The organism is Paenibacillus sp. 1011MAR3C5 (assembly GCF_003591485.1).
GTDB lineage: Bacteria > Bacillota > Bacilli > Paenibacillales > Paenibacillaceae > Pristimantibacillus.
Genome location: NZ_QZCF01000002.1, coordinates 685,710 through 710,109 on the forward strand (window position 1 = coordinate 685,710; position 24,400 = coordinate 710,109).

Annotated in this window: 24 protein-coding genes; 20 read left to right on the forward strand and 4 right to left on the reverse strand. The window is 51.3% G+C overall.

Going from position 1 to position 24,400, the window contains the following annotated elements:
* Positions 1–81: 81 nt before the first annotated feature.
* On the forward strand, positions 82–1,605 hold the full coding sequence (locus tag D3P07_RS08215) for a glycine betaine uptake BCCT transporter (protein ID WP_119799695.1): 1,524 nt from the start codon (positions 82–84) through the stop codon (positions 1,603–1,605).
* A gap of 573 nt (positions 1,606–2,178) precedes the next feature.
* Positions 2,179–4,215, forward strand: a complete 2,037-nt coding sequence (locus tag D3P07_RS08220) for an endonuclease MutS2 (RefSeq protein WP_119799696.1) — start codon at positions 2,179–2,181, stop codon at positions 4,213–4,215.
* Positions 4,216–4,243: 28 nt separating this feature from the next.
* On the opposite strand, the gene D3P07_RS08225 is transcribed toward D3P07_RS08220, so the two are convergent.
* Positions 4,244–4,882 carry a thiamine diphosphokinase gene (locus D3P07_RS08225; protein WP_119799697.1) on the reverse strand — a complete coding sequence of 213 codons (639 nt, stop codon included), beginning with the start codon at positions 4,880–4,882 and terminating at the stop codon, positions 4,244–4,246.
* A 218-nt stretch (positions 4,883–5,100) separates the two neighbouring features.
* Between D3P07_RS08225 and D3P07_RS08230 the strand changes: the two genes are divergently transcribed.
* From D3P07_RS08230 to D3P07_RS08240, 3 genes are all read left to right on the forward strand, one after another.
* Positions 5,101–5,766 (forward strand): trimeric intracellular cation channel family protein, encoded by a 666-nt coding sequence (locus tag D3P07_RS08230; protein WP_119800014.1) that lies wholly within the window; start codon positions 5,101–5,103, stop codon positions 5,764–5,766.
* A 2-nt stretch (positions 5,767–5,768) separates the two neighbouring features.
* Positions 5,769–6,266 carry a low molecular weight protein-tyrosine-phosphatase gene (locus D3P07_RS08235; protein ID WP_119799698.1) on the forward strand — a complete coding sequence of 166 codons (498 nt, stop codon included), beginning with the start codon at positions 5,769–5,771 and terminating at the stop codon, positions 6,264–6,266.
* A gap of 359 nt (positions 6,267–6,625) precedes the next feature.
* A complete protein-coding gene (locus tag D3P07_RS08240; RefSeq protein WP_119799699.1) occupies positions 6,626–7,093 on the forward strand; it encodes a hypothetical protein in 468 nt (155 codons plus the stop codon).
* Positions 7,094–7,190: 97 nt separating this feature from the next.
* Here the strand turns inward: D3P07_RS08240 and D3P07_RS08245 are convergent, their stop codons facing one another.
* A complete protein-coding gene (locus D3P07_RS08245) occupies positions 7,191–7,928 on the reverse strand; it encodes an alpha/beta hydrolase (protein ID WP_119799700.1) in 738 nt (245 codons plus the stop codon).
* Between the two features lie 283 nt (positions 7,929–8,211).
* Between D3P07_RS08245 and pdhA the strand changes: the two genes are divergently transcribed.
* From pdhA to D3P07_RS08300, 11 genes are all read left to right on the forward strand, one after another.
* A complete protein-coding gene (pdhA, locus tag D3P07_RS08250) occupies positions 8,212–9,279 on the forward strand; it encodes a pyruvate dehydrogenase (acetyl-transferring) E1 component subunit alpha (protein ID WP_119799701.1) in 1,068 nt (355 codons plus the stop codon).
* A 20-nt stretch (positions 9,280–9,299) separates the two neighbouring features.
* The gene (locus D3P07_RS08255) at positions 9,300–10,277 is read left to right on the forward strand and encodes an alpha-ketoacid dehydrogenase subunit beta (protein WP_119799702.1); all 978 of its coding nucleotides are present in this window, start codon (positions 9,300–9,302) and stop codon (positions 10,275–10,277) included.
* Between the two features lie 39 nt (positions 10,278–10,316).
* Positions 10,317–11,603 carry a dihydrolipoamide acetyltransferase family protein gene (locus D3P07_RS08260; protein WP_119799703.1) on the forward strand — a complete coding sequence of 429 codons (1,287 nt, stop codon included), beginning with the start codon at positions 10,317–10,319 and terminating at the stop codon, positions 11,601–11,603.
* 3 nt (positions 11,604–11,606) lie between these two features.
* The gene (gene lpdA / locus D3P07_RS08265) at positions 11,607–13,022 is read left to right on the forward strand and encodes a dihydrolipoyl dehydrogenase (protein WP_119799704.1); all 1,416 of its coding nucleotides are present in this window, start codon (positions 11,607–11,609) and stop codon (positions 13,020–13,022) included.
* A gap of 220 nt (positions 13,023–13,242) precedes the next feature.
* Positions 13,243–13,731, forward strand: coding sequence for an acyl-CoA thioesterase (locus tag D3P07_RS08270; RefSeq protein WP_119799705.1), 489 nt, complete (start codon positions 13,243–13,245; stop codon positions 13,729–13,731).
* A gap of 123 nt (positions 13,732–13,854) precedes the next feature.
* Complete coding sequence (locus D3P07_RS08275; RefSeq protein WP_119799706.1) at positions 13,855–14,811, forward strand: thymidylate synthase; 957 nt, start codon at positions 13,855–13,857, stop codon at positions 14,809–14,811.
* Positions 14,812–14,828: 17 nt separating this feature from the next.
* Positions 14,829–15,320: a dihydrofolate reductase gene (locus D3P07_RS08280; RefSeq protein WP_119799707.1), complete on the forward strand. Its 492-nt coding sequence runs from the start codon at positions 14,829–14,831 to the stop codon at positions 15,318–15,320.
* 229 nt (positions 15,321–15,549) lie between these two features.
* Complete coding sequence (locus D3P07_RS08285; protein WP_119799708.1) at positions 15,550–17,037, forward strand: glutamate synthase subunit beta; 1,488 nt, start codon at positions 15,550–15,552, stop codon at positions 17,035–17,037.
* A 100-nt stretch (positions 17,038–17,137) separates the two neighbouring features.
* Positions 17,138–17,458, forward strand: a complete 321-nt coding sequence (locus tag D3P07_RS08290) for a hypothetical protein (RefSeq protein WP_119799709.1) — start codon at positions 17,138–17,140, stop codon at positions 17,456–17,458.
* A 50-nt stretch (positions 17,459–17,508) separates the two neighbouring features.
* Positions 17,509–18,555: a glucosaminidase domain-containing protein gene (locus tag D3P07_RS08295; protein ID WP_119799710.1), complete on the forward strand. Its 1,047-nt coding sequence runs from the start codon at positions 17,509–17,511 to the stop codon at positions 18,553–18,555.
* A gap of 31 nt (positions 18,556–18,586) precedes the next feature.
* Positions 18,587–20,878 carry a type IA DNA topoisomerase gene (locus tag D3P07_RS08300; protein WP_119799711.1) on the forward strand — a complete coding sequence of 764 codons (2,292 nt, stop codon included), beginning with the start codon at positions 18,587–18,589 and terminating at the stop codon, positions 20,876–20,878.
* 3 nt (positions 20,879–20,881) lie between these two features.
* On the opposite strand, the gene D3P07_RS08305 is transcribed toward D3P07_RS08300, so the two are convergent.
* Positions 20,882–21,619, reverse strand: a complete 738-nt coding sequence (locus D3P07_RS08305; protein WP_119799712.1) for an HAD family hydrolase — start codon at positions 21,617–21,619, stop codon at positions 20,882–20,884.
* A gap of 155 nt (positions 21,620–21,774) precedes the next feature.
* Between D3P07_RS08305 and D3P07_RS27445 the strand changes: the two genes are divergently transcribed.
* Positions 21,775–21,909, forward strand: coding sequence for a hypothetical protein (locus D3P07_RS27445; protein WP_259391392.1), 135 nt, complete (start codon positions 21,775–21,777; stop codon positions 21,907–21,909).
* A gap of 55 nt (positions 21,910–21,964) precedes the next feature.
* On the opposite strand, the gene D3P07_RS08310 is transcribed toward D3P07_RS27445, so the two are convergent.
* Complete coding sequence (locus tag D3P07_RS08310) at positions 21,965–22,189, reverse strand: hypothetical protein (RefSeq protein WP_119799713.1); 225 nt, start codon at positions 22,187–22,189, stop codon at positions 21,965–21,967.
* A gap of 155 nt (positions 22,190–22,344) precedes the next feature.
* Between D3P07_RS08310 and D3P07_RS08315 the strand changes: the two genes are divergently transcribed.
* From D3P07_RS08315 to D3P07_RS08325, 3 genes are read left to right on the forward strand one after another with little or no spacing between them, the layout of a single operon-like run.
* Entirely contained in the window at positions 22,345–23,070 is a 726-nt protein-coding gene (locus tag D3P07_RS08315; RefSeq protein WP_119799714.1) for a phosphonate ABC transporter ATP-binding protein, read from the forward strand.
* A 59-nt stretch (positions 23,071–23,129) separates the two neighbouring features.
* On the forward strand, positions 23,130–23,741 hold the full coding sequence (locus D3P07_RS08320; protein ID WP_119799715.1) for a DUF3298 and DUF4163 domain-containing protein: 612 nt from the start codon (positions 23,130–23,132) through the stop codon (positions 23,739–23,741).
* A gap of 16 nt (positions 23,742–23,757) precedes the next feature.
* Positions 23,758–24,363: a response regulator gene (locus tag D3P07_RS08325; protein ID WP_119799716.1), complete on the forward strand. Its 606-nt coding sequence runs from the start codon at positions 23,758–23,760 to the stop codon at positions 24,361–24,363.
* The last annotated feature ends 37 nt before the right edge of the window (positions 24,364–24,400 follow it).

Sequence of the window (24,400 nt, forward strand, 5' to 3'; positions counted from 1 at the left end):
TGGCATGTGAAAAACATGGCGGGCAGCCCTATATTTTTGTGGACAGCAGGAGATGCTATGGCATATAAGGGGGCACTTGTCATGGTTTTCCGGCTATCCATCATCATTGTTTCTTTGTTTGTGCTTTGGGGGGCTTTGCAGCCGGATCAGCTGTCGTCTGTCGCCAACGTCGTATTTGACTTTACGATCGCGAAATTCGGCTGGTTCTATTTGCTGTCTATGTTTGGCTTTTTGGTCTTTTCGTTTGTTCTGGCCTTCGGCAAATACGGAAACTTCAAGCTGGGAAGCGATGATGACGACCCGGAATATTCGCTGCTGACTTGGTTTTCCATGCTCTTCAGCACAGGTATGGGCATTGGACTTGTGTTTTGGGGTGTCGCGGAGCCGCTGTCGCATTATATGGTGCCGCCAGAAGGGTTGACCGGAGGAACGCACGAAGCTGCCAGAGTTGCCATGCGGTATTCTTTTTTTCATTGGGGCCTTCATCCCTGGGCGATCTACACAATCGTAGGGCTTATTCTGGCGTATCATCAATTCCGCAAAGGTCGAAAAGGCTTGATTAGCATTACGTTTCTGCCTCTTCTTGGCGATCGCGTCTACGGGCCGATCGGAAAAAGCATCGATCTGCTTGCTATCATTGCCACGGTGTTCGGTGTAGCAACGTCGCTAGGCCTGGGGGCTTTACAGATCAACGGCGGCTTGAACGCGTTGTTCGGCTTGGCGACGACAACAGGTACGCAGATATGGATCATTATTGTGATGACCTTTTTGTTTATGGCTTCGGCGTTGTCCGGGCTTGACCGGGGCATTAAGATTCTTAGCACAGCTAATCTGATTGTGGCGTTTTGCTTGCTGCTATTCGTCTTCTGCCTCGGCCCAACCGCCTTTATTCTGGACACGCTGACGAATACACTTGGCTCGTATGTGCAAAATTTGATTGGCATGAGCTTGCGGCTGTCTCCCTTTTCGGAGAGCAAGTGGATCGGCAACTGGACGCTTTTTTATTGGGCGTGGTGGATTTCCTGGACACCTTTTGTTGGAACATTCATCGCCAGAGTCTCGAAGGGAAGAACGATTAAGGAGTTTATCCTCGGCGTGCTTATTGTGCCAAGCCTGCTTGGTTTTTTATGGTTTTCAGTATTCGGTGGAACGGGCTTGCATATGGAACTGCTGAAGCATATTCCGCTTGCTTCCGCTGCGGAGAAGGATGTTACGTCCGTTTTGTTCCTGCTGCTGAATCAACTGCCGCTAGGCCAGCTTGCTTCCGGCGTGGCGACTCTGCTTATTGTGGTTTTCTTCGTAACCTCTGCGGATTCGGCGACGTTCGTCTTAGGCATCTTGTCACAGGATGGCGATCCTAACCCGAAAGCAAAGGTGAAGCTGGCCTGGGGAGTGCTGCAATCGACCATTGCGATCGTATTGCTCCTGAGTGGAGGACTTAACGGATTGCAGACGGCTTCCATCGTGACTTCGCTTCCTTTCGCTGCAATTATCGTCGGCATGTGCTTTGCATTGATCCGCTGTCTGCGCGATGAGGAGAAGGCGCGACGCATCCGGGAGAGAAAGCGGCAGAGGAAGCTCGACGAGCTGATTGATGATATATAACGGTGCATAGGGGCCGCGGTTTGCAATGGCTGCAACGCAGGAATGGCAGGCTGTTCGAGTATAGACCGGGCAAGCGAGTCCGAGCTCTCCATTTTTGTATAGGGGGCAAATATACAATTGTCGATCGCTGACTTGACATGTAGAACCGTTTTCTTTACGATAAGAGGGAATAAGCATGATAAAGGGGCAATTTTAATGATTACCGGTGTTCTTAACTCGTAATTGGATATGATCAGGACGAAAGTGGCGACTTGGCGACAAATGACGTTCAATTGCTATCTTTGTGTTAGTCTCAATGATTGCGAATTTTTTTAATCGCGATTTAGTAGGCTTATTTCGTCGTCTGATCCCATGAGTTGAGAACATGAGGATTTCCGCCCACCATGCTATAAGGATGAGGCCAAATCACCGTGCTCACATGCACGGTTTTTTTATACCCATTTTTCGAGCTGCGTCGCATAGACACAGGTTATTCGGGTATAAATGGCTTCATTTGTTATAAGGCAGGAACGGAACGCGCTCGCGTTTTCGTTGCTGTCTTTTTTATGCTCATTTTTAAGGAGGAATTAAGGAATGAATGAATCAACGTTCAGAAAATTGGAGTATGACAAGATCAAAAAAATGACGGTAGACTTGACCGTATCAGACGCAGGCAAGCGGTTGGCGGAGGGGATGAAGCCAAGCTTGTCCAAAGCGCAAATCGAGGCATGGCAGACCGAGACCTTCGAAGCCTCCGAGCTGCTGGGAAGCGGCGCCAGCATTCCGTTGTCAGCCATGGAAGGGATCGAAGCGTTTCTTGTGCTGTTAGGGAAAGGCAGAAGCTATACGGAGCAAGAGCTTGAAGCGCTATCTGTATGGCTTGCTTCTGTCGCCCAGATGAAGAGGTATATGCGCGGCAAGATGCAAATTGCGCCGACGATAGCGACCTATGCGGAATCGCTGGACGATTGCAAGCAGCTTCGCGAGGAGCTGGGGAGATGTATCCGTTACGGCAGACTGACGGATGAAGCCAGCTCCGATCTGGCTTATGTTCGCAGACATATCTATTCAACAGAAGATAAGATAAGCCGGAAAATGGAGCATTCGCTGAGCAAGTACCGCAGTTCTCTGCAGGAGAACATCGTCAGCAAGCGGAGAGACCGCTTCGTGCTGGCCGTGAAGCGTGAGCTTCGCAAGCAAGTGCCGGGTAACGTGCTGGATGAATCCGCTAGTGGCCAGACGCTCTTTATCGAACCGGCCGATATATCGGAGCTGCAGCAAGAGCTGGCTGAATGGCGCGCTGCAGAGGAACGGGAGCGCACGGTGGTGCTGTCGCAGCTTTCTCAATTGGCAGAAGGCTATGCGTATGCATTGGAGACGAATGCTCAGGCAATGGCGAGCTTTGACTTTATTATGGCCCGCGGCAAGCTGGCCCGCAGTTATGAAGGACGGCGTGTCACGCTAAGCGATCAGCCGGTCATTTGGTTGAAAGGGGCAAGGCATCCGCTGCTGGGCACAGGAAGCATGCCGCTTGACGCAGAGCTTGGCATCCGGTGGAAGCAACTGATTATAACAGGTCCAAATACAGGCGGGAAGACAGTATCTCTCAAAACAATCGGACTTCTTGTGCTGATGGCGCAATCCGGTCTGCTCATACCGGCCGAGGAAGGGAGCGTGCTTGGCATCCTCCGCCATGTCTTAGCGGATGTTGGTGACGGGCAAAGTCTGGAGCAGTCGCTTAGCACTTTCTCCTCGCATATCGCCGTGCTGAAGGAAATGTTCGATGTCGCCGACACCAGATCGCTTCTGTTGCTGGATGAGATGGCGGCTGGCACCGATCCGTCGGAAGGAATCGCGTTATCCATCGCTGTACTGGAAATGCTGCTGGAGAGAGGTTCACTTGTCGGAGCGACGACGCACTTTAATGAGATCAAATCGTTTGCCGCTCGCACGCCTGGCTGTCAAAATGGCCGAATGGCTTTTGACCCGGGTACGCTTAAGCCGCTATACCGGCTTGAGATAGGTGAAGCAGGGGACAGCCATGCGTTCGCGATCGCCAGACGATTCGGCTTGCCGGAGGCGGTTATGCTCCGAGCGGAGCGTCTGTTAACAGGCAAGAAGGAACAGGCAATAGATTTTAATGCCGAGAAGGATGGATTGGTTTGGGAGGGTGCTAATGATCAAGCCGAATTTGATGAGCAGCCGTACGCATCCAAGCCAACATCGTATAATGTGGATCGTCCATTGGGAGCTGGGAAGCCGTCCGCTATACCATCATTTAGCAAGCCGCCCGTCCTGACAGAGCAGGTGGAATCGGCATCGCATTCTCCATTAATCACACCAAAGCGAGTTTTCCAGAAAGGGGATTCCGTGTGGATCTATCCGCTGAAGCGGGCAGGTGTCGTATACCGGTCGGCAGACGAGAAAGGGAATGTCATCGTTCAGGTGAAAGGGGAGAAACTAAGCTTTAACCACAAGCGCCTTAAGATGTACATTGCCAAAGAGAAGCTGTATCCTGGCGAATCATACGATCTGGACATCGTTTTCGAATCGAAGGAGCACCGGAAGGTACGCCATGAGATGGGCCGCAAGCATGTTGAAGGGTTGGAAATCATTCTGCCCCCGGAATAGGGGGCAGTTCCAGACTAGGCTATTCGCGCTAGTCCCGGCTTCTTATGACCAGGAGCATACCTTCTCTCAGCTCTATCGTACCTTGCCCAGCCGTCATCACATTGCTGATGCCAAGCGATTGACCGATGCTCAGTGTTGCTTCATGCAGCGGGTATTGGAATCCGGTAAGCGTAATGCCGGTTACTTGCTCGGACAAAGGGAGAAGGGATACTTGTGGATGATGATCTCGATGGAACAGAGTTGTTTTCGTAATCAAATGAATTTCATTATGCTCGTCTGCAATCGCAGCTTCTACGCCTTGTTCATTCGCCAGCGCCAGCAGATGCACATTCGCAAGTGAATGGTCGAAGCGGGTGCCAAGTGCGCCAAGCAGGAGTACCTGCTCCGGTTTCATGTCCAGCGCTAAACGGAATGCCATCTCAGTGTCGGTGTAGTTTTTGTCAATAGGATCGCATGAGATGGTATTGCCGCTGCGTTCACGGATCAGCTCCATTTCCCCTGCTGTGACTGAATCGAAGTCGCCGATGGCGATATGAGGCGCGAAGCCGTTCTTAATCAGATATATGGCGCCGCTATCCGCGCCGATCAACGTATCGGAGGGCGTGATAGGCTGAAGAGCCCAAGGCCCCAAATTCCCTCCGGCGAAAATAATGATGCGCTGCTGCATGAAAGGTACTTCCTCTCTGGCCTATGAATAAGGGTCAAGTGTCCGCAAAGAGGGGACACGACTCTCAGTATATCGTTTCCCGCCTGATTCGACAATCTGCTCAAAAATTGTCGTTGCGATTAGGGGAGGCCGGATATAAAATGGGAAGGGACGCATGGAGGTTTGCCATGCATAACGGACGGGAAGCGGGGATATCGGCAGTGAACTTGACCATGAGCATGGACATTTTCAGTGTATTCAGCTTAATCGGCACGATTGCCTTTGCGGTGAGCGGCGCGGTTGTGGCGATGGAGGAAGAATACGATATATTGGGCGTATACGTGCTGGGACTCGTGACGGCGTTCGGAGGAGGGGTTGTGCGGAACCTGTTGATCGGTGTTCCGGTCACCACGCTATGGAGCCAGGGTTATTTATTTATGACCGCACTCTCGGCAATGACCATTGCCTTCTTGCTGCCGGTCAGATGGATATTGCGCTGGAGGCGAAGCGAAGCCTTTTTTGATGCGATTGGGTTATCGGCTTTTGCCATCCAAGGTGCGTTGTACGCGACCAAGATGGAGCACCCGCTAAGTGCGGTGCTAGTAGCCGCTATGCTGACTGGTATTGGCGGCGGGATAATCCGCGACGTGCTGGCAGGTCGCAAGCCGCTTGTCTTGAAGGATGAGATCTACGCGGTATGGGCGATGCTGGCTGGTGTGGCGATCGGGCTTGGGTGGTTCAAATCAACGATCGAGCTGCTTGCATTATTCGTTATCATTATTACGTTCAGAATGCTGTCGGTCTATTACAAATGGAAGCTTCCGAGAAGGTCTCTAAGGGGTGCTTTTGCCGCATCAGAGCAAGCAGCTATTCGAAAATTGAAGCACAAGAAAGGAGATGAATAAGCATGGAACATGAAGTTCGTGTATTATTCGTATGTCTTGGCAACATATGCAGATCGCCGATGGCGGAAGCGGTGATGCGCAAGCTGATTATGGAGAAGGGGCTGGAGAACCGCATTGCGGTAGACTCTGCCGGAACAGGTGATTGGCATATTGGCCGTGAGCCGCATGAAGGAACTAGGGGTGTCCTTGACGCCCACGGCATCTCGTATGCCGGTATGAAAGCCAGGCAAGTGAGCCCGCAGGATGCGGCTGACTTTCATTATATTGTCTGTATGGACCAGAAAAACCTGAAGGATGCGCGAGAGATGATGGCGAGCGCTGTGGGTGAGAATACATCCGGCAAGGTGTTCACCTTTATGGAGCTTCTTCCGGACAGAGGCGTGGTGGATGTTCCAGATCCTTATTATGAAGGAAACTTCGACTATGTGTATGAGCTCGTTAACGAAGGCTGTCACGCTTTGCTTGATAAAATCAAGGCGGATATAGGGCTATCTGTGTGATGTGCGGGTATCGTGCTGAATTGTATAGTGGCTAGATAGATGTAATTTTGCTCATATTAGCTTTCGTGCTCGACTGATACTCTGTCACCTCATTCGTACGCAAACTAATTAATAACTATTGACTTCCTCTACTGGCTGTTCGTCTCCATGCCGCTATAAACCGACACAATGTGAAGGGCTGCTCCGAGAGTTATATACCATAACTTGTGGAGCAGCTCTTTTTTTTGTGCGAAAGGCATAAGGGGGATGCGAATGTGGCGACTGTAAGTTGTAGGCCGAGAAAATCGGCTTAGCTAGCGGAAAAGCGCTGGTGAGAGTGCTGCAAGCCGAGAAACTCGGCTTAGAGAGCGGAAAAGAGAGTGCTGCAAGCCGAGAAACTCGGCTTAGAGAGCGGAGAGCAGCTGATGAGAGAGCTGCAAGCCGAGAAACTCGGCTTAGAGAGCGGAAAAGAGCTGGTGAGAGTGCCGCAAGCCGAGAAACTCGGTTTAGAGAGCGGAAAAGCGCTGGTGAGAGTGCTGCAAGCCGAGAAACTCGGCTTAGAGAGTGGAAAAGAGCTGGTGAGAGTGCTGCAAGCCGAGAAACTCGGCTTAGAGAGCGGAGAGCAGCTGGTGAGAGTGCTGCAAGCCGAGAAACACGGCATAGAGAGCGGAAAAGAGCTGGTGAGAGTGCTGCAAGCCGAGAAACTCGGCTTAGAGAGTGGAAAAGAGCTGGTGAGAGTGCTGCAAGCCGAGAAACTCGGCTTAGAGAGCGGAGAGCAGCTGATGAGAGAGCTGCAAGCCGAGAAAATCGGCTTAGAGAGCGGAGAGCAGTCGAAGCGTGTGCAGTAATTCAAAAAAAGAAGCATCAAGGCACAACAGCCTTGATGCTCCCCTCCTTAAGGCAAGTCTTCTTAACTAAGCAAATAATGGAGTTAACAACCGCCGCCTACTCAACCTCAATAAAGTAACGAAGCGCCTGCGGGATTTCTTTTTGCCAGAAGCCCCATTGATGCTTGCCGTCCTTCTCTTCATAGAAGATGTTGGCGCCTTTGTGCTCCAGCAAGGCGCGCGTGTTGCGGTTTAGCGCGACGAAGTCGTAGACGCCGCGGTCTGTCTCATAAGCATCTTCCTGAAGTCCGACGATCATGTAAATGTCCAGCCAGCTAAGATCAAGCGTATTGCCTACAATGCTCTGCGAGCTGGCGTAGAATGCGCCAGACATGGACATCACCCGTGTAAATAGCTGCGGATACGACAGCGCCAGATGCAGCGAGACTGTACCGCCAAGCGAATCGCCCGCCAGCAGGCGGTGCTCCGGTTCGCGGCGTACCGGATATTTCTCTTCTATGAAGGGGACAAGCTCTTCGGCGAAGAAACGAAGGTAGGCCTCATGGCGATTGCCGTCCGGCGCATATTCCTCGGTACGTACTTTTTTGTCGACGTCAACGCCTACTATAATGAAAGGCTCCAAGCCTTCGTCCAATATCAGCTGCGTCGCCGTTGTCGCCACACGGCCAAAGTTGAAGAAATCTTCTCCATCCTGGCAGTAGACGACTGGATAACTGAGCACTTCGTTGTAGCCAGGCGGAAGAAATACACGCAGATTACGCTGCCCCTCGGCCAAATAACGGCTGTCTACCGTTTCCTTCAAAATCGTTCTTTTCAAATAGCGTTCGTCAGTCATGCTCAAATCTCCTTATCTGAATTGAATGGATTACTGCTGTTGTGGGTAAACAATAGTAAGGTACATACGGGAAATGGGGCGAATACAAGCTGTTGTATTATTCTGTACCACTAAATTTCGGATGCTGTAGCATATACAATTCGTTAACAGAATGGTTAGAATAAGCGAAAAAACAACGGTTTTTTTGTTTTTTGCTTTGACCATTTTCGTTAAACAGGGTTATAATAATTCTATAACAGAGGTACCCGATTTTCAAATATTTCGATTGAGGTGAGCGTTCAAAATGAGCAAACTGCCATACGAAGTTCAAACGGAACCGGTTACGCCGCTATCTGTATTGTCACTCGATGGAGACGTAATTAATCCGGATCTGATGCCGGATCTAACTGATGAGCAATTAAAAGAAATTATGTATCGCATGGTATTCACCCGCACATGGGACGAGCGTGCCGTTAACCTGGGCCGCCAAGGTCGCCTAGGGTTCTACGCGCCAGTATCGGGCCAAGAAGCTTCAATGGTCGGCAGCGAATACGCGCTGAATAAAGACGACTTTATCTGCCCGGGCTACCGCGACATGCCTCAGCTAGTATGGCATGGCCTGCCTCTGTACCAGGCGTTCCTATATTCCCGCGGTCACCAGCATGGCGGCCAAATCCCTGAGGACGTACATGTACTTATGCCACAGATTATTATCGGTGCACAAATTCTTCACGCTACCGGCGTTGCAATGGCGTTCAAGAAAAAAGGCGAGAAACGCGTAGCAATTACGTACACGGGCGACGGTGGTTCATCTGAAGGCGACTTCTATGAAGGCCTTAACTTCGCAGGCGTGTTCAAACTGCCTGTCATCTATGCTGTTCAAAACAATGGCTATGCGATTACAACTCCGTTCGCCAAGCAAACAGCGGCACTGTCGATCGCTCACAAAGCGGTTGCGGCTGGCATCAAAGGCGTGCAAGTAGACGGCATGGACGTGCTTGCTGTTATTAAAGCAGTAAGAGACGCAGCTGAACTGGGCCGCAACGGCGAAGGCGCGACATTGATCGAGATGCTGACATACCGTTTCCGTCCGCATTCGATGGCGGATGACGCTACGAAGTACCGTACGAAGGACGAAGAAGCAGAATGGGCGCTGAAAGATCCGCTTATCCGCTTCGGCAAGTTCCTGGAGAAAAAAGGCCTGTGGACAGAAGAAGATACAAACCGCGTCAAAGAAGAAGCAAAAGCAGCGGTTAACGAAAACATCAAAAAAGCGGAAGCAGTAGAGAAAATGACTGTTGCCGGCTTGATCGATACAATGTTCGAAACAACACCGCAATACTTGGAAGAACAAAAAGCTGATTTTCAATAAAAGGGGAGGATGAAACGATCATGGCTCAAATGAATATGCTTGAAGCGATTCGCGATGCGATGCGCGTAGAACTGAAACGTGACTCCAACGTGCTCATCTTCGGTGAGGACGTAGGTAAAGTCGGCGGTGTATTCCGCGTAACGGAAGGCTTGCAGGAAGAATTCGGTGAAGAGCGCGTATTCGATACGCCGCTTGCTGAATCCGCAATCGGAGGTTTGGCAGTAGGCATGGGCGTGCAAGGCTTGCGTCCAATCGCCGAGATCCAATTCGTAGGCTTCATTTACGAAGCGCTTGACCAAATGTTCATCCAGGCTGCGCGTATGCGTTACCGTTCCGGCGGTCGCTACAACTCGCCAATCGTATTCCGTACGCCGTTCGGCGGCGGCGTCAAAGCAGCTGAGCTGCATACGGATTCCCTGGAAGGTCTGGCTGTACAGACTCCTGGTATTAAAGTCGTTATTCCATCCAATCCATACGATGCAAAAGGTCTGATGATCTCCGCGATTCGCGACAACGATCCGGTATTCTTCATGGAGCATCTGAACTTGTACCGTGCCTTCAAAGCCGACGTTCCAGAAGGCGAATACACCGTTGAGATTGGCAAAGCGAACGTGGTTCGCGAAGGCAGCGACGTAACGATCATCGCCTACGGCATGATGGTTCATACAGCGGTGAAAGCAGCAGACGAGCTCGAAAAAGAAGGCATCAAAGCGGAAGTCATCGACCTTCGTTCCCTCGTGCCGCTTGATATCGACACCATCGTGGCATCGATCCAAAAAACAAACCGTGCAATCGTGGTTCAAGAAGCGCAAAAAACATCCGGCGTAGCTGCCGAAGTTATCGCGCAAATTAACGAAAAAGCGATTCTGCACCTGGAAGCGCCAGTGCTTCGCGTAGCGGGTCCGGATACGGTATATCCGTTCGCTCAAATCGAAGATCAATGGCTGCCTACGCCAGCACGCATCGTGGCTGCGGCTCAAAAAGTTATCCAATTCTAATCTAATTGACGGAACATTTTTAAAAGGAGGTTACGATCGGTGGCTAAATTCGAATATCGATTCCCAGAGCTAGGCGAAGGCCTGCATGAGGGCGAAATCATCAAAGTACTGATTAAGCCGGGCGCTACAGTGACAGACGATGACATTATTATGGAAGTGCAAAACGATAAAGCTATCGTCGAAGTACCTTGCCCGGTTAACGGCAAAGTGCTGGAAGTATTGGTGAAGGACGGACAGGTATGCCATGTCGGCGAACTGGTAGCCGTAATTGACGCGGAAGGCGATCTTCCTGAGCAAGCGATTCCTGCTGCGGCTGAAGAGCCGAAGAAGGAAGAGGCGGCTCCTGCAAGCGCATCAGCACCAGCTGCTGCACCTGCTCCTGAAGCAAAAGCGACGAACGCTCAAGTATTGGCTACGCCAAGCGTACGCAAATACGCTCGCGAGAAGGGCGTTGACCTGACTCAAGTTAGCGGTACTGGCAAAAACGGACGCATCACACGTGACGACGTGGACGGATTCGGCGGAGCACCTGCAGCAGTGGAAGCGGCAGCGCCTGCGGAAGCAAAAGCAGCTTCGGCTGGTGAGGCAAAAGCAGCAGCCCCAGTAGCGGCTGGCACTCCTTACCGCCCAGAAGAGCGCGTACCGTTCAAAGGTATCCGCAAAGCGATTTCTAATGCTATGGTGAAGTCGGTTTACACGGCTCCGCACGTAACGATCATGGACGAAGTAGACGTTACTGAGCTGGTTGCCCTTCGCTCGAAATACAAGCCATACGCAGAGAAAAAAGGCTCTAAGCTTACGTATCTGCCGTTCATCGTGAAGGCTCTGGTAGCGGCTTGCCGCCAGTTCCCAATCATGAACTCCATGCTGGATGAGCAAAATCAAGAAATCGTATACCGTAAGTACTACAACATTGGTATCGCTACCGATACGGACAACGGCTTGATCGTTCCAGTAATTGAAGATGCTGACCGCAAAAACATCTTTATGGTCGCTGACACGATTCGTGACCTGGCAGCTCGCGGCCGCGACGGCAAGCTTGCTCCGAACGAATTGAGAGGCAGCACAATCTCGATCTCGAACATCGGTTCCGCAGGCGGCATGTTCTTCACGCCGGTTATCAACTTCCCTGAAGTTGCGATTCTGGGTACTGGCCGTATCTCTGAGAAGCCGGTTGTACGTGACGGCGAAATTGTAGCTGCACCTGTAATGGCATTGTCCCTGAGCTTCGACCACCGTCTGATCGACGGCGCAACAGCACAAAACTTTATGAATTATATCAAACAGCTGCTGGCACAGCCTGAGCTGTTCATAATGGAGGTCTAACAAATGGTAGTTGGAGATGCTTCCTTAGATATTGATACTTTAGTCATTGGCGCAGGTCCTGGCGGTTACGTAGCCGCTATCCGCGCAGCACAGCTTGGTCAAAACGTATTGGTCGTAGACAAAGAGTATGTAGGCGGCGTGTGCTTGAACGTTGGCTGTATTCCGTCCAAAGCGCTGATCTCGGCAGCTCATCAATATGAGTCTGTAAGTCACGCTTCCGCTTTCGGTATCGAAGTGGGCGAAGCGAAGGTTGACTTCAGCAAAGTGCAAGAATTCAAAAACGGCATCGTTAAGAAGCTGACTGGCGGCGTAGCTTCGCTGCTGAAAGCGAACAAAGTACAGTTCTTCCAAGGCGAAGTGATGTTCATTAACGAAAACGAAGCTCGCGTATTCAACGATCAAGAAGCGCCGCGCTACCGTTTCAAAAACTGCATCATCGCGACGGGTTCCCGTCCAATCGAGCTGAAGGCATTCCCTTACGGCGGACGTATCGTGTCCTCGACAGGCGCATTGTCGCTGCCTGAAATTCCGAAGAGCCTTGTCGTAATCGGCGGCGGCTACATCGGAATCGAGCTTGGCCAAATGTACTCCAAGTTCGGCACGAAAGTAACGGTAATCGAAGGTTCCGATTCCGTACTTCCAGGCTTCGACAAAGATATGTCTTCCATCGTTGCGAAGAAGCTGAAAGCGAAAAATGTGGATATCGTAACAGGCGCTCAAGCGAAAAGCGCTGAGCAAACCGATAAAGATGTAACGGTTACCTACACAGTAGGCGACAAAGAAGAAAAAGTAACAGCGGACTACCTGCTTGTTACCGTTGGCCGCCGCCCGAACACGGATGGCGAGCTTGGCCTTGACCTGATCGGCGTAAAAACGACAGATCGCGGTCTGGTTGAAGTTGACCAACAATGCCGTACCAGCATTCCGCACATCTTCGCAATCGGCGACATCATCGCTGGTCCAGCGCTTGCACACAAAGCGATGTACGAAGGCCGCGTAGCTGCTGAAGCGATCGCAGGACAACCAAGCGTGATCGATTACAAATGCGTACCGGCTGTATGCTTCTCCGATCCTGAATGCGCAAGCGTCGGCCTGAGCGAGAAAGAAGCGAAGGAGCAAGGCCACAACGTGAAAGTGGGCAAATTCCCATTCGCTATCAACGGCCGCGCAATGTCGCTTAACGCTACAGAAGGCTTCGTGAAGCTGGTAGCAGACGCTGACTCCGGTCTGGTACTGGGCGCGCATATCGTAGGCCTTGAAGCTTCCAACATGATTGCCGAGCTGGCTCTGGCAATTGAGATGGGCGCAACGCTTGAAGATATCGCTCTGACGATCCATGCTCACCCAACTTTGGGCGAGATCGTATTGGATGCGGCTGAAGTTGCACTTGGACACCCGATCCATACGGTTGCCAAGTAATTCAATAAAGCGATAAGATACAGATCAGTACGAATATGAAGCCTCGCTGCGCTTTTACCATAAAAGTGCAGCGGGGTTTCTTTGCGCTTGCAGCCTTTCGTGTAACTTCCGCAAGATTTGCTTTGCATTTATTTCATGCAGTTCCCTTTGCCTATCCCTTTTTGCATATATTATAATGAAGAAACAAAATACGAAGATGAAGAAAAGGGGCTGGATCAGCATGAATCAGGAAGGGCAAAAACGGTCGAGCGATTCACGAACGATTATGACGCAGCTCATTTTTCCTCTCGATACGAACCATTACGATACCATGTTTGGCGGCAAGCTGATGGAGTATATGGATAAAGTAGCCGCGATTGCAGCCATGAGACATGCGAGAACAAGAGTTGTGACGGCTTCGACGGATAGTCTGGATTTTCTCGCACCGATTCGGGTCGGCGAAGTGATCGAGGTAGAAGCGTTCGTCAGCTGGACGCATCGCAGCTCCATGGAAATCTATGTATCCGTAACTGCGGAGAATTTGTACGCCGGGACACGTGCGGTTACCGTGACAGCCTTTTTCACTTTCGTCGCGCTTGGTGAGGACGGAAAGCCTAGCCCGGTTCCGTCGGTTGTACCGGAGAGCGAGTTAGAGCGCCAGCTGTTCGCAACAGCGCCGGATCGTCATCAGCTGCGCAAAAACCGCAAGAAACACAGGCTGGGCAACTAATTACAACTAATGTTATAATAATAGTTATTTTGCGACAGATCGCATGCTTAACGGTTAAAAGCGCGAGCTTTTTCGTATAGGATTACGCCGATGATGGCGATATTGATTTGAAGGAGGTCTCCCATGAGCACCAGCGAACAGGCTTATTTGCAATTATTGAGGGATGTGCTGCAGAATGGCGTCCGGAAGGAAGATCGTACAGGGACTGGAACGATCTCTACGTTCGGCTATCAGATGCGATTTTCGCTTAGTGAAGGCTTTCCGCTTCTGACGACGAAGCGCGTACCCTTCAAGCTCGTAGCGAGCGAGCTGCTTTGGTTTATTAAAGGAGACACCAATATCCGCTATTTGCTTCAACATAAGAACAACATTTGGAATGAATGGGCATTCAAGCGCTGGGTCGAAAGCGAAGCCTATTCAGGACCGGATATGACGAACTTCGGATTGCGCTCTCAGACGGACTCGGCATTCGCCGCTCAATATGAAGCGCAGATGGAAGCGTTCAAGGAGCGCGTATTGGCCGATTCCGAATTTGCCGATGCGTATGGAGAGCTAGGCAATGTCTACGGAAAGCAGTGGAGAGATTGGAAGACCACGCAGGGCGGAACCATCGACCAGCTGAAGGATGTAATCGCAACGATCAAGAGCAACCCGGAATCAAGAAGACTTATCGTATCGGCTTGGAATCCTGAAGATGTGCCGATGATGGCTCTTCCTCCTTGCCATACAATGTTCCAATTCTATGTGTCGGAGGGCAAGCTGTCGTGCCAGCTCTATCAGAGGAGCGGCGATATCTTCCTGGGCATTCCGTTCAACATCGCAAGCTATGCGCTATTGACTCATCTGATCGCTCATGAATGCGGGCTTGGCGTAGGCGACTTTGTTCATACGCTTGGCGATGCCCATATCTATTCGAACCATATGGAACAGATTGAGATTCAACTGTCCCGTGATCCGAAGCCGCTGCCGAAGCTGCTAATGAATACGGATAAGCAATCGGTGTTCGATTTCGAAATGGAAGACTTGACGCTGGAAGCTTACGATCCGCATCCGACGATCAAAGCACCCGTAGCGGTGTAAGGGAGGAGGATGAGAAGATGACCATTACGTTAATCGCGGCGATGGACCGGAATCGGGCTATTGGCGTCCGTAACGAACTTCCTTGGCGCTTGCCGGAGGATATGGCTTATTTCAGACGAATGACGACAGGCAAGACCGTGCTGATGGGCAGAAAAACGTTCGAATCACTCGGCAGACCGTTGCCGAACCGGCGCAATGTCGTATTGACTCGCCAGACGGATTTGCACCTCGACGGTTGTGAAGTGATTCATAGGCTGGAGGATGCCATCCGAACGTTCGGAGAGGAAGAGCTGATGATTATTGGCGGTGCGGAGATTTACGCGCTGGCCTTGCCTCATGCGGATCGGATATTGTTGACCGAAGTGGAAATGGAAGTCGATGATGCTGATGCGTATTTCCCGGCTTTTGATGAGAGATCTTGGAGACTTGCGAGCAGCGAGTTCAAAGGTCAAGATGAACGGAATCCATATGACTTCACATTCCAAACTTATGAACGGGCCGATCGATAATGGATCCGGGATGGACATTTGTACGAACGATATGTCATAAAGTGCAAATGATTGTACGGATAGTCCATTAACGTGTTCATTGCAGGAATGCTAGCATGTTATAATAAGCTACCGGATTTGACACAGCATGCTGTGTTCAATAATATATGGATTCCCGCAAGTGGTCTCATATCGTATCTTGTACGTGTACGTGAAGCAACCGGGAAACAGGGATGGAGGAAATTCGATCATGTCTACACCAACTGGATTTATGGAATATCAGCGCGAATTGCCGGCCGATCGTGACCCGCTTGAGCGCATTAAGGATTGGAACGAATTTCATAAGCATTTGTCCGACGAACAGTTGCGTACCCAAGGCGCACGCTGCATGGATTGCGGAACGCCTTATTGCCATACAGGCATGGAGCTCGCCGGTTCGGTGTCTGGTTGCCCAGTGAACAACCTGATTCCCGAGTGGAACAACTTGATCTACAGAGGTTTGTGGCGTGAGGCGCTGGAGCGCCTGCACAAAACAAACAATTTCCCTGAATTCACAGGACGTGTATGTCCGGCACCATGCGAGGGTTCGTGTACGGTCGGCCTAATCGGTGACGCAGTTACGATCAAGACGATCGAGCAAGCGATTATCGATCGCGGCTTCGAAGAAGGATGGGTCGTTCCCCAGCCTCCTAAAGTGCGCACCGGCAAGCGTGTAGCAGTCGTAGGCTCCGGCCCGGCTGGCATGGCTACGGCAGCGCAGTTGAACAAAGCGGGCCATACCGTAACGGTATACGAGCGTGCTGACCGCATCGGCGGGCTGCTTACTTACGGTATCCCGACCATGAAGCTGGAGAAGCATGTCGTACAGCGTCGTGTTGACTTGATGACAGAAGAAGGCATCGAGTTCGTCACGAATACGGAGATCGGCAAAGATATCACAGCAAGCGAACTCGTGGAGAAATTTGATGCAGTCGTTCTGTGCGGCGGCGCAACGCGCGCACGCGATGTAGAGATCGAGGGACGCGATCTGAACGGCGTTCATATGGCGATGGATTATTTGAACGGCACGATTAAGAGCTACCTGGACTCCAATCTGGAAGACGGCAACTATATTTCCGCAAAAGATAAGGATGTAATCGTGATCGGCGGCGGCGATACGGGTACGGACTGCGTAGCTACCGCACTTCGACATGGCTGCAAGTCGGTTACGCAATTCGGCACACATGCCAAAGCTCCGCTGGAACGTGATTCCATCAACAACCCTTGGCCGCAATTCCCTAACGTCTATACGTTAGATTATGCGCAAGAGGAAGCAAAAGCGCTATACGGCGAAGATCCTCGTGCATTCTCCGTTCTAACGAAGAAATTCGTAGGCGACGAGAACGGCAAGCTGAAGGAGCTTCACACGGTTCAAATCGAGCGTACAGTAGATGAGACCGGCCGTAAAATTTATAAAGAAATTCCAGGTACGGAAAAAGTATGGCCAGCGGATCTGGTATTCATAGCTGTAGGCTTTGAAGGTCCGGAAACGACGCTGATTGACCAGCTTGGACTTGCACAAGATCGTCGTTCCAATGTGAAAGCCCCGTACGGCAAGTACACTACGAATGTTGACAAAGTATTCGCAGCTGGCGATATGCGCCGGGGACAAAGCCTGGTTGTCTGGGCGATCAATGAAGGCCGCGAGGCTGCCCGTGAAGTGGATAAGTATCTGATGGGCTCATCGATGCTTCCATAAGAAGCGGCTCTATGTTAGGCTATATTTATAGGATTCATAAGGAAGCGCCCTAGGGCGCTTTTCTTGCTTGCCCAGAATTAGAGGGAAATGGAGAGATGATATGATTAAATACGGTTCAGATCTCATAACGGAGCTTCGGTTTATTCGATTTGATGCATCAATGGAGCGCCGGGACAATCAATGGGTAGATATCGTACTCCAGCCGACTTTGGATGAAAGCACGCCTGTGCCGGACGATCTGATCCAATTCACCGTCTATGTCATCTGTACACTGGACGGCACAATTGTGCAGATGATCCCGCAGGACGAAGATTGCGACTGTGAATATCAGCTGACGTTCAGCGAGAAAGAACAGGTTCGCGCCTACATCATGCAATCCGATATTCAGGAACAGATTTCGAACCTGACTCCCCCGCAATAAGGCAAGTTGTGGTAAAATGATGGTGAAATCATGCGTAGGGGGAGAGGCCGGTGCCCGCAGAACTTGCCTATGTGTTAACGCCAACCGATGTTCACAACATACGCAGCTATGTGCATCATAAGTATGCCTCCATGCCAAGCGACCAGCGTGCGGAGATTGTCGCAGACGCGGTTGCGCGCATTATTCATAACCAATTGCCTGACTTTGATCTGGAAACAAAAAAGCAGCTGACATACCGGCTCATTCGCTCGACGGTGCTGGAGCAGCAGCGTCCCGTTAGTCCCGATGATATTTTTGTGCTGTGCATGGAGCTGGATATGGAGAATCCGTCTGTTGCGGAGCCGTTTCGCAAGTGGAGGAGAGAGCAGGAAGCTTCGTGGAGCGGCACAGAATCCGCCCGCCTGCCGTACAGAGGGCATTTGGTCGGAGAATCAGAAGCAGCTATCGTTATTCCGCTGCCTTCTGCAAGCGGAGCGATCATCAGGAAGCAGCGCCGGAGAAGCCTCACGCTTTATGGTACCTTAACAGTTATCGTAGTTACCGCGTCCATGCTTTTCGGCTGGTCGCAGACACAAGAGCGGGTACAAGAGCCGTCAGCTATTGGAGCGGAGACCGGATTGCAGCTCCCGGCGGAAGCCTCTGCAGCATCGCCTAATGAACTGCCGTCTGAGCTTAAGTATGCCTTGATTGATAAGGACAAGCTCATCTCTTTTCTGGAGAGTAAATCTTCAATTCTAGCAGATTCGCCTTACATAGACGCCATTATGAAGACGGCCAAGGAATTTGATATCCACCCCGCTTTCCTGATCGCCATCACCGGCCAGGAGCAGGGATTCGTGCCGCGGAAGCATGAGCGGGCGAAGGAGATCGCCAACAATCCCTTCAATGTCTTTCATAGCTGGCAAGCATTTAATACGTCGATTGAGCAATCGTCGCAGATTGCGGCGAGGACCATTACGCGACTGAGCAAGGACAGGCCGTCTGATGTAGACCCGTTTACATGGATTAACCGGGAATATGCAGAGGACCCTAATTGGTCGAAGGGCGTACGAACCATTTTCGCTTCGATTATAAAAGCGTTGGAGACGTCCGGATGATCATGAGCAAAGCAAAGGAGCGAGCCCCCAGTTGAAGACACTAATCATTGCGGAGAAGCCAGACATGGGACGTAATATTGCGGCCGCCATCGATCCCAAAGCGAAAAATCACCGTACCTATATAGAAGGCGAGCGTTACATCATTACGTGGGCAATCGGCCACTTGATTGGATTAGCTGAGCCTGATGCATATGACGATAAGTACAAGCGCTGGAACATCGGTGATCTGCCCATTATTCCGGCAGTGTTCAAGCTGGTCCCGAACAAAAAAACGATGGATCAGCTGAAGGTGATCAAAGAACTTGCGAAGCGATGCGATTCGCTTGTGAATAGCTGCGATGCCGGGAGAGAGGGTCAATATATTTTTTCCCTCATTCAACGTCATCTGAAGCTGAGCCAGCCCGTCAAGCGGCTCTGGATATCCGATCTGACGCCGGAGACGATACGCAGGGGCTTCGCCGAGCTGAGAGAAGGCACTGAATACGATAATTTAACGAAAGCCGCGACTGCCCGAAGCGAAGCCGATTGGCTTATCGGCATGAACGGCTCTCGCGCTTTTACGACGAAACATAATGTGTTGTTATCGGTTGGCCGGGTACAGACGCCTGTATTGGCACTTATTTATGACCGCCAAAAAACGATTGAAAGCTTCGATTCCTTGAAGTTCTATGAAGTAGAGGCCAAGTTTCTTCAAGAGGATACGGCCTATCGCGGGTTATGGCAGGGCGAGCGGATGACCGATGCCAAGAAGGCGGAAGCGATAGCAGCCAAGGTGAAAGGGAAAATGGGTTCGATCGTTTCCTACGAAGTGAAGGATGTGAAGGAATATCCGTACAAGCTGTATGATTTGACGCTCTTGCAGCGGGAAGCGAACGGAAAATTCGGGTTTTCGGCAAAAAAGACGCTGGATACGGCGCAAGCCCTGTACGAGAAGCATAAGGTGATCACATATCCCCGTACCAATTCCAATTATGTGACGGAGCAGAATATTCCGGAAATGCACAAGACCTTGTCCTCTTTGCATGGCACTTCGTACGATGAGTGGGCCAAGGGAGCGAATAAAAGCCTGGTGCATAAGGGCAATAAGTTTGTATGCAATCCTGCCAAGGTCGAGGACCATCATGCGATTCTGCCGACGCATCGGAAGGCGAACGGGCTGTCGCCCGATGAAGCCAAGCTGTACGATTTGATCGTGCGTCGTTTCCTGTCCCAGTTCTATGCGGCTGCGGAATATAAATCTCATACCGTGCTGACCGAGGTGGAGAAGGAGACGTTCAAGACGACAGTCAAGGAGCTTCTTAGCTTAGGGTGGAAAGTGCTCTATGCCGACCAGAAGAAGGAGAAGCCCAAGGGCGGCAAGAAAGACAAAGACGACGATTCCTCCGAGGAGGAGGAAGAGGTTCTGGAGCCTTTCTCTGTCAATCCGGCGGTCCATGTGCAATGTGTGGATGCCGCAATGAAGGAGAAAGAGACGCAGCCGCCCAAGCACTATACGGAAGGCACGCTGCTCAAGGCGATGGAGAGCGCAGGCAAGCAGATTGAGGACGAAGAGGTTCGGGATGCTATGAAGGATTCCGGCTTAGGCACGCCTGCCACGCGCGCGGCAACCATCGAGAGGCTCAAGAATGTAGGCTATGTCACGATGCAGGGCAAACGGATCATGATTACCCAGAAGGGGCGGACGGCAATCGAATTGATCCGCGCCGCAGGTGTGGAATTGCTGACGTCTCCGGAAATGACCGGCATGTGGGAGCGCAGGCTCAATGAAATCGCCAGAGGCAGCGCATCGGATGCTGTGTTTATGGAAAATGTGAAGAAGTTCGCTACGATGATCGTAGATAAGGTTCGTCAACAAGCACGAGCCGATATTAAGGCGTTCGAAGGAGACGAGAAGCCGGGGAAGGGGAAGTCCGCCAGAGGACAGCGTTCTTCTCGCAGCGCTTCGCCAGAACGCAGCAGCCGGGCAAGCAGCAATTCACCCGGAGCATCACCAAGCGCTGCTGGCAGAAGCACAGCGGTGAAAGAGCGGGCCGAAGCGCCGGGAGACGGTACGATTGCGGCTTGTCCGCGTCCTGGCTGCGGCGGGAGATTGTTTATGGGGCGGAAAGGGTATGGTTGCTCCCATTACCGGAGCGGATGCTCGTTCGTTATTTGGAAGGAAAGCTTTGGCCGCAGCTTGACGGACGCCCAGGTGCGGGCAATCGCGGAGAAAGGAAAAACCGCCAAGCTGAAGCTGACTTTGGCCGATGGGACAGAGACGCAAGGCAGGATCGTGCTGAGGCATGCAGCGACTGGCGAGCTTGCTGTGGAAGCAGATGGTTAGACGCTAGTCGCGGTTCAAGTAGCGATGGATCGTATCTGGTACGTCAATGAGCTTATCTAATGTAAAGAAAGCGCCTTTGGGCTGAACGTCAATCTGTACGACATTGTAATGCCATTCTTCCGGCGTGCGCACATGAATGGCATGAATGCCCGCGGCTAAGGCAGGCACAACATCAGTGCGAATGGAATTGCCGATCATCCAAGTATGCTCGCGGTCAAAGGTGCCTTGCTTCAGAATCAGCTCAAGCGCATCGTTATTCTTAAGCTGCCTGATGTAGATGCGTGAGCTAAAATAACGCTCTAGCCCCATTCGCTGGATTTTGCGCTGCTGAATGAGCAGCTCGCCGCCGGTATAGAGATGAAGCTCATGTCCGGCGGAAGCCAGTTCGTCAAGCGTATGCTCCATATTGGGATAAGGCTCTGTCTCATGGTCGTATACGCTGATTCCGAGCTTCCATAGAAAATCCTCTTCGACGACTGAACGTTTTCTTCCTGTCGTATCGCTGAAGTGGACATACGTGTCCAAGAAGGATTGGGGGAAGTGTTCGCTCTTGAAACCGGTATCACCAATTAGCGCGATATCCCTCTCCATTTGCTTGTCGCGAATCCCTTCGGGCGTTACGATGTTGTAGCCGCTGAACCAGGTGGACATGGAATCCACGAATTGGTCCACGACAAAAAAGAAATATTTGTTGCAATAAATCAATGTATCATCCAAGTCGAAAAATATATGTTGTTTCATAATAGGCGAGTCTCCTTTGTATTAGCCGTTGCTGCTGTATGACCAATCTACCGCAAATGCCAGCCAATAGTCAATGTGCGGCAGCGTAACTTGTCTTATTAAGAAAGGCATAGGACGGTTCACGCTTCCGCATAATGTAAATGGAGGTGATCCGGATGCCGTTCAACAAAAGCGAAAAGATCCACAACCAGCAGGACGACGCGAGTATAAAGGAAGAGGCGATTACGCCGAAGACAGGCAAACAAGCGAAACGTCCTCCAAGTCTAAACGGAATTGACAAGCAGCCGTAGGGCAGCGAAAAAGAGGAGAGAGCCGCTATAGATAGCCGCTCTCTCCTCTTCGTCATTATGCATATTTCAACTGGCTCGCCGTCAGCTGGTTCTTAATAAAGGCGATGCGCTTGCGAACGTAGAAGTCGCGGCTGTCGCTTCTCAAGTCTCGGGGGCTGATCACCTCCTCTGTGTCGTTATCAAGAATAACGAGACGTCCGTCATTATAAAACTTAAACGTCAAGTCGCGGGAAGAGCGTCCTCTCTCTACAAAACGGAAATTTTCACAGTTGGATTTCATGGTGATCTAGCCTCCTTTAAGGATAGGTTTTATAATATTCAGAACATTTGTTCTTGTTTTTATTATAGCAAACATTTGTTCGGGTGGAAAGAGTTTTTTATTTACTTTAAACTAGATTCATAGAAGGCTGGCATCGAGCAGAAGGAGTGCGGAACATGTTGAGAATAAAGGGTTTGACAAAGCGGATCCCCGGCGGTCCCAAGGTGCTTAACGATATTAGCTTCGAAGCGTACGAAGGCGACTTTATTGCCGTGAAGGGAAGCAGCGGAAGCGGGAAGTCGATGCTGCTGAAATGTCTGGCGCTGCAGGAGAGCTGGAGTGCCGGTACCTATATGTTCAACGGGAAGGATGTATTCAAGGAAGGGATTCTTGCCAAACGAAAGGTTAAGCAGCAAGTTGCCTACCTGGAGGAGAAGCCGTTCCTGTTCCCGGAGAAAAGCGGATTAAAAAACGTCATTATCGGCTCCGTCAGCCAGACGCCGGCGTGGCGCAGATGGACAGGCATGGTTCGCAGCGACGACTATATGGGCGCGATGGACATGATTGAGAAGCGCGGGCTGCTGGATAAGGCGAAATTGCCGGCCAAGCACTTAAGCGGCGGTGAACGGCAGCGCATGGCGATTGCCAGGGCGCTTGTCCACGGTGCGAAGGTCATCGTAGCCGATGAGCCGGTGTCGGGACTGGACCCGCATGCGGCGGACGCGGTACTGAGCGAGCTGAAAAATCTGTGCAAGAACGAGGGCATTATCGTAATTGCCGTATTGCATCAGGGCGATTGGGCCGAACGGTATGCGGACCGGATATTGGGACTGAACAAAGGCAACCTCGTCCTTGATGTATACGGAAGACGCCTGACAGAACGCGAGAAGATGCAGCTGTAATGGTCCGAGCGCCCCGCGGCATACAATGAACCATCTTATGAACAGGATGGTGAATGGCTATGGCTCCTCAAGCGCCTCTCGTCGTGCAGACGGCAAAGGCATCGTTCCCAAAAGCGGATTTGTCCATTCCATACATAAGCGGCGGTGCGAATCCAGAAGCGGATGCCCGGATCAACAAAGCGATACTAGAGGCTGCGCAGCAGCTCGTCAACAGCCAAGGAAGTCTGGATGATCCGAGAGCGGAGATGATCGCCTACTTTGAAGTGAAAACAAACGAAAAGGACGTATTCAGCCTCTCTCTGTACAACTATGCGTATACAGGCGGCGCACACGGCATGACGCTTCAGAAATCGTTGACGTTTAAAGCTTCAACGGGCAGATCGTATAGTCTAAGCGAGCTGTTCAAGTCTGGAAGCGATTATGTGGCTCGGATTAACGAGTATGTCGCCAAGGGCATAAAGGAACGGGACATTCCCACATTGGAGCCGTTCCAAAGCGTTGCGCCGGATCAGCCTTTCTATATCGCAGACCGTTCGCTTGTCATTTATTTCGAATTATATGAGCTGGCTGCATATGCTTATGGTTTTCTGTATTTTCCGATATCGGTCTATGCTATTCAAGATATCATTAATGAAGAAGGGCCGCTTGGCCCCATGCTCGCAAATGACTAACAGTAGGGAGTAATCTATGATCGTTACGTATTGGCTTGCCGCAGCCTTGGCGATATTGGTCTTGGCAGCGGCTTTCACCCGGGCAAAGCGAAATGCGCGGAGACGGTCCCGCGAATATAACAGCTATTCGGCTCCGTATTATACGCATTCCGACGCCCTGACGGCAAAAGCGAGCGCTCCTGCTTCCTTGCAAGTCCTGTCTTCAACTGAGAGGTTGTTCGAATCGAAGGCTGCGCGCGAGCAGCCTCTTGTTCTAATTGTGGATGATGGGAATGCCTTGCGCATACTGATGGCGGAGATGCTCCAGGAGGAAGGTTATGGCGTACTGCAGGCTTCTACGGGGAGGGATGCGATTGCCAAGTGGCTGAGCGAAAATCCGGATTGCGTCCTGCTGGATATTCGATTGCCGGATATGAGCGGTGTTGACGTGCTGTGCGCCATTCGGGAAGCGGACAACCCGGCTCCTGTTGCGATTATGACGGCATTCGCCGATGCGGATATGCTGGCGGAAGCCAGAAGGCTTGGCATTCATTGCCTGCTTGAAAAACCATTTGATCTTCTGCATGTGAAGCAAGCCGTGCGCGATATGGCCGGCGAAGCTCAACAACGTGAGATCAGCTGATCGGAACCTTTGGCTTGCTGTTGCGAGTCACAGGTTC